This window comes from Bacillus benzoevorans, assembly GCF_014207535.1.
Taxonomy (GTDB): Bacteria; Bacillota; Bacilli; order Bacillales; family Cytobacillaceae; genus Bacillus_BD; species Bacillus_BD benzoevorans.
Genome location: NZ_JACHGK010000001.1, coordinates 221,539 through 234,823, shown reverse-complemented (window position 1 = coordinate 234,823; position 13,285 = coordinate 221,539). Strand labels below are relative to the sequence as shown.

At 38.6% G+C, this 13,285-nt stretch carries 15 protein-coding genes; 5 read left to right on the top strand and 10 right to left on the bottom strand.

Annotation, left to right across the window (positions count from 1 at the left end):
* Nucleotides 1-140 precede the first annotated feature (140 nt).
* Together HNR53_RS01250 and HNR53_RS01245 are read left to right on the top strand one after the other, a co-directional pair.
* Nucleotides 141-818 carry a response regulator transcription factor gene (locus HNR53_RS01250; protein ID WP_184521736.1) on the top strand — a complete coding sequence of 226 codons (678 nt, stop codon included), beginning with the start codon at nucleotides 141-143 and terminating at the stop codon, nucleotides 816-818.
* Nucleotides 811-2,061, top strand: a complete 1,251-nt coding sequence (locus tag HNR53_RS01245) for a sensor histidine kinase (RefSeq protein WP_184521732.1) — start codon at nucleotides 811-813, stop codon at nucleotides 2,059-2,061. The genes HNR53_RS01250 and HNR53_RS01245 overlap by 8 nt, the downstream gene beginning before the upstream one ends.
* 43 nt (nucleotides 2,062-2,104) lie before the next feature.
* Here the strand turns inward: HNR53_RS01245 and HNR53_RS01240 are convergent, their stop codons facing one another.
* The 8 genes from HNR53_RS01240 to HNR53_RS01205 all read right to left on the bottom strand — a co-directional run bounded on the left by HNR53_RS01240 (nucleotide 2,105) and on the right by HNR53_RS01205 (nucleotide 8,541).
* On the bottom strand, nucleotides 2,105-2,695 hold the full coding sequence (locus HNR53_RS01240) for a ferric reductase-like transmembrane domain-containing protein (protein ID WP_184521729.1): 591 nt from the start codon (nucleotides 2,693-2,695) through the stop codon (nucleotides 2,105-2,107).
* Entirely contained in the window at nucleotides 2,688-3,593 is a 906-nt protein-coding gene (locus tag HNR53_RS01235) for an FAD:protein FMN transferase (protein ID WP_246439175.1), read from the bottom strand. Before HNR53_RS01235 ends, HNR53_RS01240 begins: the two co-directional genes overlap by 8 nt.
* A gap of 14 nt (nucleotides 3,594-3,607) precedes the next feature.
* Nucleotides 3,608-3,865, bottom strand: coding sequence for a hypothetical protein (locus tag HNR53_RS01230; protein ID WP_184521726.1), 258 nt, complete (start codon nucleotides 3,863-3,865; stop codon nucleotides 3,608-3,610).
* 15 nt (nucleotides 3,866-3,880) lie between these two features.
* A complete protein-coding gene (locus tag HNR53_RS01225; protein WP_184521723.1) occupies nucleotides 3,881-4,558 on the bottom strand; it encodes a stalk domain-containing protein in 678 nt (225 codons plus the stop codon).
* A gap of 133 nt (nucleotides 4,559-4,691) precedes the next feature.
* Nucleotides 4,692-5,411 (bottom strand): LutC/YkgG family protein, encoded by a 720-nt coding sequence (locus HNR53_RS01220; protein ID WP_184521720.1) that lies wholly within the window; start codon nucleotides 5,409-5,411, stop codon nucleotides 4,692-4,694.
* Entirely contained in the window at nucleotides 5,411-6,844 is a 1,434-nt protein-coding gene (locus tag HNR53_RS01215) for a LutB/LldF family L-lactate oxidation iron-sulfur protein (RefSeq protein ID WP_184521717.1), read from the bottom strand. Before HNR53_RS01215 ends, HNR53_RS01220 begins: the two co-directional genes overlap by 1 nt.
* A 24-nt stretch (nucleotides 6,845-6,868) precedes the next feature.
* The gene (locus HNR53_RS01210) at nucleotides 6,869-7,585 is read right to left on the bottom strand and encodes a (Fe-S)-binding protein (protein WP_184521714.1); all 717 of its coding nucleotides are present in this window, start codon (nucleotides 7,583-7,585) and stop codon (nucleotides 6,869-6,871) included.
* A gap of 224 nt (nucleotides 7,586-7,809) precedes the next feature.
* A complete protein-coding gene (locus tag HNR53_RS01205; protein ID WP_184521711.1) occupies nucleotides 7,810-8,541 on the bottom strand; it encodes a FadR/GntR family transcriptional regulator in 732 nt (243 codons plus the stop codon).
* Nucleotides 8,542-8,855: 314 nt separating this feature from the next.
* Here HNR53_RS01205 and HNR53_RS01200 point away from each other — a divergent pair, with 314 nt between their 5' ends.
* On the top strand, nucleotides 8,856-10,541 hold the full coding sequence (locus tag HNR53_RS01200) for an L-lactate permease (protein WP_184521708.1): 1,686 nt from the start codon (nucleotides 8,856-8,858) through the stop codon (nucleotides 10,539-10,541).
* Between the two features lie 123 nt (nucleotides 10,542-10,664).
* The gene (locus HNR53_RS01195; protein ID WP_184521705.1) at nucleotides 10,665-12,410 is read left to right on the top strand and encodes a B12-binding domain-containing radical SAM protein; all 1,746 of its coding nucleotides are present in this window, start codon (nucleotides 10,665-10,667) and stop codon (nucleotides 12,408-12,410) included.
* Nucleotides 12,411-12,470: 60 nt separating this feature from the next.
* Here HNR53_RS01195 and HNR53_RS23370 read toward each other — a convergent pair whose 3' ends face one another.
* Nucleotides 12,471-12,602, bottom strand: coding sequence for a hypothetical protein (locus HNR53_RS23370; protein ID WP_281391613.1), 132 nt, complete (start codon nucleotides 12,600-12,602; stop codon nucleotides 12,471-12,473).
* A gap of 4 nt (nucleotides 12,603-12,606) precedes the next feature.
* Entirely contained in the window at nucleotides 12,607-12,768 is a 162-nt protein-coding gene (locus HNR53_RS01190; protein ID WP_184521702.1) for a hypothetical protein, read from the bottom strand.
* Between the two features lie 156 nt (nucleotides 12,769-12,924).
* Here HNR53_RS01190 and HNR53_RS01185 point away from each other — a divergent pair, with 156 nt between their 5' ends.
* Nucleotides 12,925-13,266 (top strand): DUF3905 domain-containing protein, encoded by a 342-nt coding sequence (locus tag HNR53_RS01185; RefSeq protein WP_184521699.1) that lies wholly within the window; start codon nucleotides 12,925-12,927, stop codon nucleotides 13,264-13,266.
* The last annotated feature ends 19 nt before the right edge of the window (nucleotides 13,267-13,285 follow it).

Below are 13,285 nucleotides of genomic sequence, written 5' to 3'. Positions count from 1 at the left end.
TATGACTCATTTTTTATAAAATGTGTTTTATTGCTCTAATTTATCCAAAATATCTTCTCCAATTTCACGCAATTTTCAGTTTGAATTGCTATGATACAAATAGGAGATTATGTTCATAGTGATGAAAGGTGGAAAAATGGATGAATGTACTTCTCGTGGAGGATGACGAACGGTTAGGAAAATTGTTATTACATTTGCTTACTAAAGAGTTCAGCAAAGTCGATTGGGTAAAAAACGGAAGGGATGCCAATGATTATTCCCTTTTCAATCCATATGACATCATCATATTGGATTGGATGCTGCCTGTGATGGATGGAATTGAAGTGTGTAAAGTGCTGCGCAAGCGGAATTTTCAAGGCGGGATTCTGTTTATGACAGCAAAGGATTCGGTGGAAGATGTCATTACCGGTTTGGATTCAGGTGCAGATGATTATATTGTAAAGCCCTTTGAATTTGGAGAGTTAATGGCAAGACTTAGAGCATTATCACGGCGCAAGCCTAAAATCTTTGAAGAAATCATTGAAAAGGATGGACTGAAATTAAATTTAACTACCCACTCTGTTTTCCGGGATGAAAACAACATTGAATTGTCGCGAAAGGAATATCAATTACTCGAGATATTAATGAGAAATCCAAAGCAAATTATCACAAGAGAGCTGCTGTTCGATAAAATATGGGGCTTCGAAAATGACGTCTCAGATAATGCACTCGATGCCCTCATCAAGCTTGTGCGAAGAAAAATTGATCTGCCTGGTAAGCCATCCTTGATTCAAAATGTTAGAGGGGTTGGTTACAAAATGAGAGAACTGGATGTTTAAATCTGTTAAAAGAAAATTAACCTTACTATTCAGTCTAACACTGCTTTGTCTGTTACTAATCTTTATTGTTACCTTATATTTTTTGATTTCGAGTGTCATTGAACGAAATGAGCAGAACCAGCTGTATTCATTTTTTACAGCAAACAATCATGCTTTCATTAATCATTTAAAAAATGAAACCAATCAAGGGCTGATCCGCTCGGAACATGGCAGCGAAATTTTTTACTATGTTTTTGATAAAAGACACGATCTCTATAGCGGTCTGGAATCCGCCCCATTTTCTATGGATAGATTGAGAGAAGATGAAAGAATAACAGAGAGTTCCACTATTACAACAACAATGGAATGGAAGGGTTATCATTTTTTACTATTTAAAAGACCGCTGCAGGAAAAAGGGATTTTATACGGCTATGCGATTATCGGAAAAAATGTAACCGAACAAATTCATGTCATTCAAACCATTACATGGATTATGGTGCTATTAACGGTATTATTCAGCCTTGCCTTTGCCTTTCTCGGGTATTATTTTGCCGGGCAGGCGATGAAACCAATTAAGCAGGCATTTGATTCGCAGCGGAAATTTATTTCGGATGCCTCCCATGAATTACGAACACCACTCAGTATTTTTTACAGTTCCATTGATTTATTAGAAAGAGATGAAAAAGAACATTTAAGTGAATTTGGACGCGAAGTGGTTTCCGATTTAAAAGAGGAGACAATTTCAATGAAAGAACTGGTGAATGACCTGCTTTTCTTAGCAAGAAGCGACCAAAGCCAAATACAGCTTCAAAGGGAAAATATAGATCTATCCCAATTGCTGGCTTCAATAAGCAAACGCTTCTCATCAATTATGCCGGATTCCATCCAATTTCAGCAAAACATTGAATCTGGGGTATCCTTTCATTGTGATAAAGAACGGGTGCAGCAGTTAATCTATATCCTATTAGATAATGCCATTCATTATACTGACAGCGGCAGTATTACACTAACATTAAAGAAAGTATCTGATCGAATTATGATTTCCGTACGAGATACTGGGTGCGGCATTAAGCAAGAGCAGCTTCCCTATATTTTCGACCGATTTTTCCGCAGTGATTCATCGAGGCACCGCAATGGTTCCGGCTTAGGATTGTCGATTGCCAAAGCCATTACAGATATGCACAAAGGCATCATCGCAGTGGAAAGCAGTTTAGGCAAAGGCACGGCCTTCACGATCACTTTTCAAACCAAGTCTTCAAACTAAATAAGAAAAGTAAAAATGAGAAGTTGAATAGCACTTCTCATTTTTACTTTTCTTCTAATGGGATTGTTTTCATCATCGTTTTTTTCTGATGACCTGTTTCATGACGCTTATTTCTAGATGTTAATAATCTGGCTGTCAGGAGAAGCAATACGAGAGAAATAGAAGCGGCATAAAGCAGCCTAACCCATGTTTCTGAGGAATCTGTTCCAATAAGGATTCCATGCAGGGTCATCAAAATCCATGCCGGGAACACCGAAATATGAATCCATTTCCATCGTGCTTTGCCTAACCTCTTCAACATAAAGTCTGAGGAAAATAACACAAGGAAAAATAAATAAAAAGCAATGACCCCTATTCCTGAAGCGAAGGGAAATTCATTATCAGCAAACGGAAGCAAAATTTCACTGAGTGTATAGTCTACATAGTTATCCTGCCAAATAAACATTAAATGAAACAGAATCGATAAAAACCCAGCCCATCCGCTCATTTGATGAAGAGCCAGCAGATCTCCCTTTTTCTTCTTCAGAATAGACCACGAACTGACGATACCGCCAATGACCGATATCGTTAATAATAAATACGCAAGCAGACCTGAAAGCCTAATGAAATTCCAAACTGTCAATAGTTCATTCATGAACATCCCATCCCTTAATAACCTCTCCATTTTCTGTCATCAGTACAAACTGAATCTCACGATTAATTTCTGAAAAAGACACATCCAGTTCAGATAAACTCACCATAAAGGATAGCTTTGCCGCCGCCTCCGCATCTAAAAGACTCTCTGTGATAACAGTTGCCTGAATGATGTTACTATGAACCGGCTTTCCTGTATGACCGTCCAATATATGGTGTTTCATCACATCCCCGTCTTTCCAGCACCTGTAAAGCCGGTTAGATGTCGCAACACTGCCATCGTATAGTGAAAACTGCCCTATTTCTTTCCCAGTCTCTATCGGGTGAGCAATTCCAATCCGCCATAATTTGCTGCCATCTGACCAAACAGTCATATCTCCGCCGCCATCCACTATGCCAAATGCCGCATTCCCTGTGTTCTTTAGCCATTGTGCGGCTGTTTCAACGGCGTATCCCTTCCCAATTCCGCCGAGGTCAATTTCGCCATATCCGATACGGCAAATAGTGCTTTTCTCTTTATCAAACAAAAACGTTTTTTCATAATGTGGGGCTTCCAGCACCGTTTTTACTGTCGCACAAGCTATTTGGAAAGGAAACGAGCGATTATAGCCGTTGTTTTCCATATATTTCTTCAGATAGGGATTAAAATACCCCTTTGTTTTTTCACGTAAGCTGTCTGCTTTCTGCAAAAGATCCAATAGTAATGGATGAATCTGCAATTCTGAACCGATGGCAAGAGCATTAATTCTTGCTAATTCATTATCCTCCCTAAACCGGGACCATTCTCTTTCTACATAAGCAAACCAATTGCGGATGTGATCCTGCCAATTTGCAATGACACAGTTTGAAACCCCTGCATAGAAAACGGTGTTCATTGCTTCCAATTCGAGTTCTTCCAATTTAACCACGCACCTTATGATCGCCTTGTCTGCCTGTCGCTTTGCTGCATATTCGATTCTGAATAGCTAATGGAAGATGTCGTAAAATTGCTCCAGTCTAATTGCGTGAGCTTTTTTTCTTCCTCAGACATGTTTGCAGCCTGGACTGTATCAAGCTGGTCCTTGCTGCTATTTGCATCAGTTCCTCCAGCCGCAAATTGTGTTAGCACAAATGCCGAAAAAATGGTACCCGTTACCCCTACAACCCATTTTGCCTTTGTTTTTCCGTTCATCTTATATTCCTCCCTTTAAATACTCACTAGATTTATTTTTTGTTCTGCTTCTGCCCAGTCAATCCGGTAGCCAAGAGCATTAGCCAATACACATATTGGGATATAAACAGACTTTTCATAGTAAACAGCCTCTGCCGGCATTGGTGTTTTTACGCTGTTTTCATAGGCGGCATTTGAACCGGAGCGAATAATTAATTCATTTTCACCTTTTGTTACTTTGACTATTTTACTAATGGTATACACCTTTGCTTCAGCGCCCAGTTTCTCTGCCAGCTTCTCTGCGGAAACGAGCAGCTGTCCGTTTTGCGGAACTCCGTAAATTTCTACTGGTTTGTTATTCACTGTCAATGAGATAGTAGACGGTGTTAATACAGGAAGAGCTGTTGATGAATGATTAACAACCTCTCTTGTCCAAATATTCCAATAACCTGTCTGTTCCGATTGCACGTATGAATTGTATTCCCCGATCTGATTATTTTCTTTGTATTCATACTCATCATCATCGTCTTCATGATCTTCATGGTCTCGTTTTTTCTCTTCTCCGTCATATTTCCAGCTTTCCTGTTTTTCATATCCTTCGTATTTCCCATGATCCTCACGCTCATGTTCATCGTCATCAGCCATGACCGTCACGCCAAAGGACAACCCGAATAATAAAAGAATTGCCGATGTGATTAATATCAGTTTCTTCACTAATATTTCCTCCCTTATTTTTCTCTATGTTTGCAGTATAGTCAGGCAAACTGAAAAGAAACTGAAACAAAACATTATAATTTTTTCATAAAAAAACTGTCATCGCTGGATGCGTGACAGTTTTTACTTTATTTTATAAATCTTCCACAACAATATAATTTAATTTTACTGGTCCATGAACCCCTACTACCAGTTTCATTTCGATATCAGAAGATTTACTTGGTCCAGTAATATAATTGATGCATGAAGGAATTACTTCACCTTTTTTCACCTTTTCACGTAATATCTTCGCCGCTTGCGTCATACGCGGCACAATCGTGCTCTTCGGAACTAAAACAATGGAGTACTCCGGTAAAAAGTTTACTGTTCTCCCTCTGTCTTTACCGCTGAATACAACAACTGTACCTGATTCTGCTAAAGTAATCTCACTAATTGTAATCCCGATATTGGCATGATTCGCTTTTTCAATATTTTCCCGGCCAAGATCAGAATTCCACTCGAACACTTCAATTTTTTCTTGCGGCAGTTCTTCTTTAAAAAGCTTTCCAAGAGCAAAGGATTCTTCATAGCGGGAGTCTTTCCACGTTACAACAGGACCGCCGCCCAATTCCTTAATTCTATCATGCACAATTTTAGCGGCATGTGCCTTGTCCGCAACAAAAACTTCACAGTTGATTCCAGTTCCGTGCTTTATAAATAATTCTAAAAGCTCGTCGCTTGAAGCACCTTTATAGACTTCTTCCTGAGGATTATACTTCCATTTTGGCAGCGTTACATTTGTTTTTCTCTCGCGGCCAAGACGGTTGGCGATAGTATCGAGAAAAGCATCACGATTTTGAACAGTTCCTGGCATTACTGTTTCCCTCCTTTTGAGCGGTTTTTAAACCAATCTCTAAATCTTTCCTTATTCGGCATCGGCATATCTTTATAATCTGTCCACTCTTTTAACGGTCCGATACCTTTTGTAATTTTATTGCCAGTAGTAAGAGGTTTTACTACAGTGTGTGCCATTTTGGAACCTAAATTATAAAGAGATGAATTCGATGTTCCAATACCAAAGGCCTTCATCATCATTTTTTCGGAGAATGGCGCTTTTCCTTCTTGCTCGACAATAATCTGTCTGTGTTTTCTAATCAACTCATGCAGCGGAATCTTAACCGGACATACTTCTGTACAAGCTCCGCACAATGTTGATGCGTAAGGAAGTTCTTTATTTCCTTCGTATCCATCTAAAAGCGGAGTTAACACAATCCCGATTGGACCTGGATAAATTGATCCATAAGAATGACCGCCAATATGACGATATACCGGGCAGTTATTAATACAGGCTGCGCAGCGGATACATTGTAGTACAGACTGGAATTCAGTACCAAGAATATCAGAACGGCCATTATCGACAATGACTAAATGGAATTCCTCAGGACCGTCAACATCACCTTCCTGGCGCGGACCTGTTAAGTTCGTAATATAACTTGTTAATTTTTGGCCCACGGCACTTCTTGTCAGCATCCCTACCAAGACTTCCATTTCGTCAAAGGTTGGGACAAGACGCTCCATCCCCATACAGACAACTAGTGTATTGGGAAGATCGGAAACAAGGTCCGCGTTTCCTTCATTTGTAACCAATGTCGTGGAACCTGATTCAGCGACAGCGAAATTACAGCCGATAACACCGACATCTGCTTCCAGAAACTTTTGCCGCAGGATTTGACGGGCACACAAAGCGAGCTCTTCAGGCTTTGAGGAGCCTTTATAATCAAGTTTCTTTTCAAATACATCCCGCATCTGTTCTTTATTTTTATGCAAAGTTGGTACCACAATATGTGAAGGCGGGTCATTATCATCTAATTGTAAAATAAACTCTCCTAAATCACTTTCAACCACTTCACAGCCGGCCTCTTCAAGCTTATGGTTCAAACTGATTTCTTCCGTTACCATGGACTTTGCTTTAATAATCTTTTTCGCATTTTTCTTTTTCACTACATCTTTAATATAGTCTGTAGCATCTTCGGCAGTTTTAGCAAAGAAAACATGACCGCCTTTTTTAGATACGTTTTCACTTAATTGGTATAAATAGTAATCTAAATTTTCAAGGACATGTTGACGAATTTCTTCTGCATGATTTCGCCATTCTTCCCAATTTCCTAATTCTTCTATTTCATTCTTTCTTCTGCCATTAATGGTATCTGTAGCACTTGCTACAGCTCCTCTCATAAAGGAATCCTTTACTTCCTCTCCAACCCGAACTTTAAACTTTTCCTCAGCATATTTTGTTTTAATTGCCATAGTTACTTCCTCCCTTCATCTTTGTTAACGGCTGTTTAATATTTGCGCAATATGCATGACTTTAATTGGTACACCAAGTCTTTCCAAACGCCCTTTAATATTCATTAGGCAGGCATAGTCGCCACCAGTTAAAACTTGAGCTCCAGTTTCTTTTACATGATCCACTTTTTCATCAACAATCTTCTCTGAGATTTGCCCCATTTTAACGGAGAAAGTTCCGCCAAAGCCGCAGCATTGTTCTTTTCCAGGCAGCTCTGTGAATTCTAATCCTTTTACATTGCTTAACAGTGTTAATGGTGCTTCTTTCACCCCAAGTAATCTTGTCATATGGCAGGATGGATGGTAAGTGACCTTCTCATTGAAGGTTGCACCAACATCTTCAATTCCTAAAACTTCGACAATAAACTGTGTTAATTCATAGGATTTTTCCGCAAATGCTTTCGCCTTTGGCCCATAAATAGGATCATCTTTAAATATATGTGGATATTCATGCAGCATATAGGTACATGAACCTGAAGGACTGACAACATATTCAGAATCCTGGAATGTATCGATCATTTTTTTCATAGCAGGTATGGTCTCGCCTAAGTATCCACTGTTATAGGTTGCCTGTCCGCAGCATATCTGACCTTCTGGATAATCTATTTCACAGCCTAAATGTTCTAATAATTCTACTGTTGCGATGCCAATATCCGCTTTCATCATATCGACAAGACATGTTCCAAATAGAGATACTTTCATATTTCTTTCAGCCCTTTCTAAATGACAAATCATTTATCTTATATTTTTCTAAAAGAAGACAATAATTCAGAGAATTATTTAATTATGATCTGTTAATATAATCAACAGGTCATCTGATGACTCGATGTTAAAAAATGTTCACATTTATTACTTATACACTGAATTGAAATGGTTTTCAACTATTTTTTCTGCAAATAGAGGAGTTCAATGTCATAAGAACCCCTCTATTTAGTATCAATCCTAGTTTCATCAAAATATTTTTGTATAATTACCTCAACATTATTTAAATGAGTTTCCATTGCTTTTCTCGCTTTATCTTCATTTTTCTCCAGAACTGCCTCGAAAATCGCAAGATGCTCTTCATAAAGCTGTTCAACGGTCGTATGTTTAGAGTAAAGCCAGATTCTCCTTGTCTCTTTCATTGTTTGCTGCATTAAATCAGATACATCATTCAATAGCTTGACCAATATTGAATTCTGGGTAGAAGAGGCAACAGCAAGATGAAACTTCAAATCGGATTTTTCACCTAATTCCTCATTTCCATGTGCAGTCCTCATCTCTTCTAGTGCTTCCTTCATCAAATTTATATTTTCTGGTGTTCTTCTTAATGCTGCAGACATCGCTGCCCCTTTTTCAATTATCTTTCTGACCTCGAGCAAATTCATCACATCATCTTTATTCATCAGCATAGCAGTTGAAAGAGGAAATTTTATACTGCTTTCCTCAAATTGTTTGACATAGGTGCCTTCTCCCTGTCTCATTTCAATTAACCCCATTGCTTTCAATGCAGATAATGCTTCTCTAATAGCAGATCTCCCAACCTGGAAATTTTCCGCTAATTGCTGCACAGAATCCAACTTATCCCCAGGTTTAAGCACTCCACTGCGAATCCCTTCATGCAAAGCCTCAGCAACTTCCTCATAAATCTTTTTTGGTTTAATTTGTTTATATTGCATCAGAATCCCCCTTTCCAAGAACGATATCTAATCCCATGTTATCAAAATTATATCGTTAATTTAACATATTTAATACAAATAAAGTTCATAATTTTTTCACAAACATATTGTTTTTTATATTTACCCCCATTATAATTCTAGCTAGTAAGGTTATCTAGTCATCAGATGACCTTATTTGCTAACGTTGGTTAAATGAATTTATTTATTTAAAGATGGAATGAAACCGTTTACTGACAAGGAGGTTCTCTTATAGTATGCATTAATGCTTTACTCGAGAAACAAAATAAATTAAAAGCAAAGTGGAGGTTCTATTGATGGAATATGTTCAAAACTTTATGCCAATAGGAGGCAATCTAGGAATTTCAGCCATCGTGGCCTTAATTCCAATCATTGTTTTTTTATTGGTGATTGCTCGAAAAATGGCAGCATGGAAAGCAAGTCTGCTTACTTTAATCATTACCATTATTATTGCTGCAATTGTTTACAAGATGCCCCTGATGCTGCCAATCATGTCTGCTACACAAGGTGCTATTTTTGGTTTGATACCGATTTGCTGGATCATTCTTTGCTCTGTTTTCCTTTATAATTTAACAGTGAAAACCGGAAAATTTGATATCATTCGTAGTTCTATCGTATCTATAACAGATGATAGACGGCTGCAAATCCTACTTATCGCCTTTTCATTTTCAGCGTTTCTAGAAGGTGCTGCAGGATTTGGTGCACCAGTGGCTATTTCTGCGGCGATATTAGTAGGACTTGGTTTTAACCCTCTCATGGCAGCAGGGATTTGCTTAGTTGCTAATATGTCTGCCGTTGCCTTCGGAGCCGTTGGAGCACCGATCATTGCCATTTCTGGTCCTACCGGAATTCCAGTCGGGGATTTATCCGCAATGGTCGGCAGAATTTTGCCATTCATTTCATTACTCATCCCGTTCTATATCGTTGTGATTATGAGCGGTTTCAAAAAAACAATGGAAATTATTCCCGCCATTCTTGTTTCTGGTGTATCCTTTGCCTTAACACAATCTTTAGTTTCAAACTTAATCGGACCTGAGTTAACGGATATTTTGGCAGCTGTAGTCTCATTAGCTGCACTTGTATTATTCTTAAGAGTTTGGAAACCGAAACAAATCTATCACTTTCCGCAAGACGAAGTTGCTGCAGCTTCCGAGGCTCCTTTACATAAAAAAGAAGCCAAGCATTCAGCAGGCCAAATAGTAGGTGCATGGGCACCTTTTATTACATTAATGGTTATGGTCGTTATTTGGGCGCTTCCGGCTGTGAAAACTGCCCTAACTGGAAGCTACACGGGAGAAAATGGAATTTTACAAGCAATCAATTCCATCGGTGCTTTCTTCTCTATTGCACCGGAAGTACCATTACTGCATAATAATATTTTGAATGGTGAAGGAGTACCAATTGCTGCAACGTATGCCATCACTTTTTTAGCCACACCAGGTACAGCAATTTTATTCGCAGCCGTTATATCTAAATTCCTCTTAGGAATTTCATGGAAAGACTGGGCTGCTACATTGTTTGAAACATTAAGCAATCTTAAATTATCTTTACTAACCATCGCATTTGTCGTTGCCTTTGCCTATGTAATGAATTCATCAGGAATGATTACAACGATCGCATTGCTATTAGCGCAAACAGGTGCACTATTCCCGTTCTTTGCACCAATGCTAGGTTATCTTGGCGGCTTTGTTACCGGTTCCTGTACATCCGCAAATGTATTGTTCGGCTCGTTGCAGCATCAAACTGCATTATCGATTGGTATGAATCCAACTTTAGCTGTAAGTGCAAACGCTATCGGTGCTGATATCGGTAAAGTTTTATCTCCGCAATCACTAGCCGTTGCAACGGGTGCTACCGGACAGGTCGGACAAGAATCCAGTGTCATGAAATATGTTCTTAAGCATAGTATGATTGTATTGCTATTCGCTTGTGTTCTTGTCTACTTGATGGCAAATGTATTATCTTTTTTAGTAGTATCTTAATATCTTCAACCCTTCCTCTTTGGAAGGGTTTTTCAATACTTTCTAAATAGATTTCGTTTTTTTCTTCTATAATATACAATACATAGGAGAATGCTTTAATAATATTGAAGGAGTATTGTTTGCATGAAAATTATCTGTACCTCGATTAACGCCAAGTTTATTCACACTAATTTAGCCATTCGTTACTTAAAGGCCTATGCGCAGCCGGAATATGAAATAGAATTAACAGAATATACCATCAAAGATCCAATTATGAATATAGTGACAGATCTATATCGCATGAAAGCGGATGTCATCGGTTTTAGTTGTTATATATGGAATATGGAAGAAACGATTAAAGTGATTCAATTGCTAAAGAAAATTGATTCTAATATAAAAATAGTCCTCGGAGGACCGGAAGTTTCCTACGATGCACGCGAATGGATGGAAAAGATAAAGGCAGTAGATTTTATTATCACCGGAGAAGGAGAAGCAGCGTTCAAACAGCTGCTGCAGGAATTAGAAGGCGAAAATCATTTTGATCAAGTTGGAGGAATTTGTTTCAGAAAAAGCAGTGGTGAACTGAAGCTTAATCCACAGATAAATAAAATAGATTTACGCACCATTCCTTCACCCTTTCGCTTTCCTGAGGATGTCCCTTCCTTAAGCAAACGAATTGCCTATATTGAGACAAGCCGCGGCTGTCCGTTTAACTGCCAGTTTTGTTTATCTTCTGTTGAGGTCGGTGTTCGATACTTTGACCGTGAATTTATTAAAGATGAAATCCGCTATTTAATGAAGAATGGTGTTAAAACCTTTAAATTTCTCGATCGGACCTTTAATATCAGCAGAAGCTACGCAATGGATATTTTCCAGTTCTTAATTGATGAACATTTGCCGGGAACCGTTTTTCAATTTGAAATAACGGCAGACATCATGCGTCCAGAAGTCATTGAATTTTTGAATAAGGAAGCTCCACCAGGTCTATTCCGTTTTGAAATCGGTGTACAGTCAACGAATGATTATACAAACGAACTTGTAAAAAGGAAGCAAAATTTTGAAAAACTGACGCGTACGGTAACGATGGTGAAAAACGGAGGGAAGATTGATCAACATCTTGATTTAATTGCCGGCCTGCCTGAGGAGGATTACGATTCTTTTCGTAAAACATTTAATGATGTATTTGAAATGCGTCCTGAAGAATTACAGCTGGGATTTCTAAAAATGCTGCGGGGAACCGGGCTGCGCAGGCAAGCTGATGAGTATCAATATGTCTATATGGAGAATGCCCCCTATGAAATCTTAAGCAACAGGGTACTGCCCTTTGATGATGTGATCCGCATTAAACAAGTAGAAGATGTCTTGGAAAAATATTGGAATGACCATCGTATGGACCATAGCATTGAATATATTGTCACGAATCTCTTCCCTTCAGCCTTTGATTTCTTTCAGGACTTCGGCAGCTATTGGGAAAACATGAGCTGGTCACGGATCGGACATCAATTAGAGGATTTATTCAAGCGATTGGATGAATTTCTTGTTTATAGCCGTGCAGCAGACATCGATACCATCCGTGACATGATGAAGTACGACTATCTTTCCCGCCATAAATATAAACCAAGAAAACCATGGTGGGAGCAAGGTCTGACGAAGCAGGAACGGACAGGTTATTATCAAGGCATCATCGAGAATCCTGCTTTATTAAATGGAATAGAATTAGATGAAAAGGAATTATTTAAACATACAGTAATCGAACCTGTCTCATTTGACATCGATCAGTATTTAACCGATGGCACTCTTGTAAAAAAATCGATGCTGCTTTTTGTTTATTTTAATCCTGCAGCAGAAAAACCTATGCTAGTAACACTTGATCCGGTCAAGGTAAAATAATCACTTAAATAGCAATGAAGCTGGCTCCCTTGGTTATCCCTTAAGCCAGCTTCATTTCATTTATTTCTTTTTTGTCCCCTTCTTCTGATTCATAAAAGGGATTTCAAACTGTTTAGCTGCATTGAGATCGCCAAATTCCATTCCAAATTCAACATGAGTATTTTCACTTTTCTGCGCGTTTTTCTTTTTCAAAGCTTTAACTTCTCCCTTCTCTTCCCTGCTTTGAATTGCGATTAGCACCTTTTATTGGATTTTCACCGTGGCTGAATTCAGATGAAAACTCTGTTTCCTGCATATTCTTTCTCGGTGTTTTACTATGTTTTACTGCTGCATCAAATTCTGCTTTTCGTTTAGCCATAAGGTTTTTCCTCCTCTTGTCTCTCGGCAAAAATGCCTTAATATCGTTTATCTTTTCACTTAGCAGAAAGTTTCATGCCTTTAAAATCCTTCCTTATTTTACAGTTCATAAAACGCCTTTTCCGTGAAAAAATAAGCTAAAAAGGAATGAGTGCTAATGAAAAAGAAAGTCCAAAAAACAATGGCGATCAATCAGACTCTGCCGCATCAAATCAATGCGCCAAGCTTTAAAGATACCCCAATTGATATGCAGCCTCCATTTGTTAACTCGCATGGTGTAACCATTGGAGACAGCTTTTACACATCTAAGGAATCCCCATTAGAAAATTGGAGTACGGAAACCGACCCGGCGGTCATGGCAGGAAGTGAATGGGTGCATCCCACGAATGATATTGGCTGGAATACAGATGCCAACAAAGAATTACTGGAAAAGCAGAAACTAAAACAAACTGCGCCATTTATGCATCCAACTATTAACGTAAGCAATAGCAGTGATTGAAAAAGACAGGGACCCGTCC

What these genes read in the sequence shown, in the direction of transcription:
- HNR53_RS01250 (WP_184521736.1), top strand. Translation starts at nt 141, where the DNA reads ATGAATGTACTTCTCGTGGAGGATGACGAACGGTTAGGAAAATTGTTA.
- HNR53_RS01245 (WP_184521732.1), top strand. Translation starts at nt 811, where the DNA reads ATGTTTAAATCTGTTAAAAGAAAATTAACCTTACTATTCAGTCTAACA.
- HNR53_RS01240 (WP_184521729.1), bottom strand. Translation starts at nt 2,695, where the DNA reads ATGAATGAACTATTGACAGTTTGGAATTTCATTAGGCTTTCAGGTCTG.
- HNR53_RS01230 (WP_184521726.1), bottom strand. Translation starts at nt 3,865, where the DNA reads ATGAACGGAAAAACAAAGGCAAAATGGGTTGTAGGGGTAACGGGTACC.
- HNR53_RS01220 (WP_184521720.1), bottom strand. Translation starts at nt 5,411, where the DNA reads ATGCCAGGAACTGTTCAAAATCGTGATGCTTTTCTCGATACTATCGCC.
- HNR53_RS01215 (WP_184521717.1), bottom strand. Translation starts at nt 6,844, where the DNA reads ATGGCAATTAAAACAAAATATGCTGAGGAAAAGTTTAAAGTTCGGGTT.
- HNR53_RS01210 (WP_184521714.1), bottom strand. Translation starts at nt 7,585, where the DNA reads ATGAAAGTATCTCTATTTGGAACATGTCTTGTCGATATGATGAAAGCG.
- HNR53_RS01205 (WP_184521711.1), bottom strand. Translation starts at nt 8,541, where the DNA reads ATGCAATATAAACAAATTAAACCAAAAAAGATTTATGAGGAAGTTGCT.
- HNR53_RS01200 (WP_184521708.1), top strand. Translation starts at nt 8,856, where the DNA reads ATGGAATATGTTCAAAACTTTATGCCAATAGGAGGCAATCTAGGAATT.
- HNR53_RS01195 (WP_184521705.1), top strand. Translation starts at nt 10,665, where the DNA reads ATGAAAATTATCTGTACCTCGATTAACGCCAAGTTTATTCACACTAAT.
- HNR53_RS01190 (WP_184521702.1), bottom strand. Translation starts at nt 12,768, where the DNA reads ATGGCTAAACGAAAAGCAGAATTTGATGCAGCAGTAAAACATAGTAAA.
- HNR53_RS01185 (WP_184521699.1), top strand. Translation starts at nt 12,925, where the DNA reads ATGAAAAAGAAAGTCCAAAAAACAATGGCGATCAATCAGACTCTGCCG.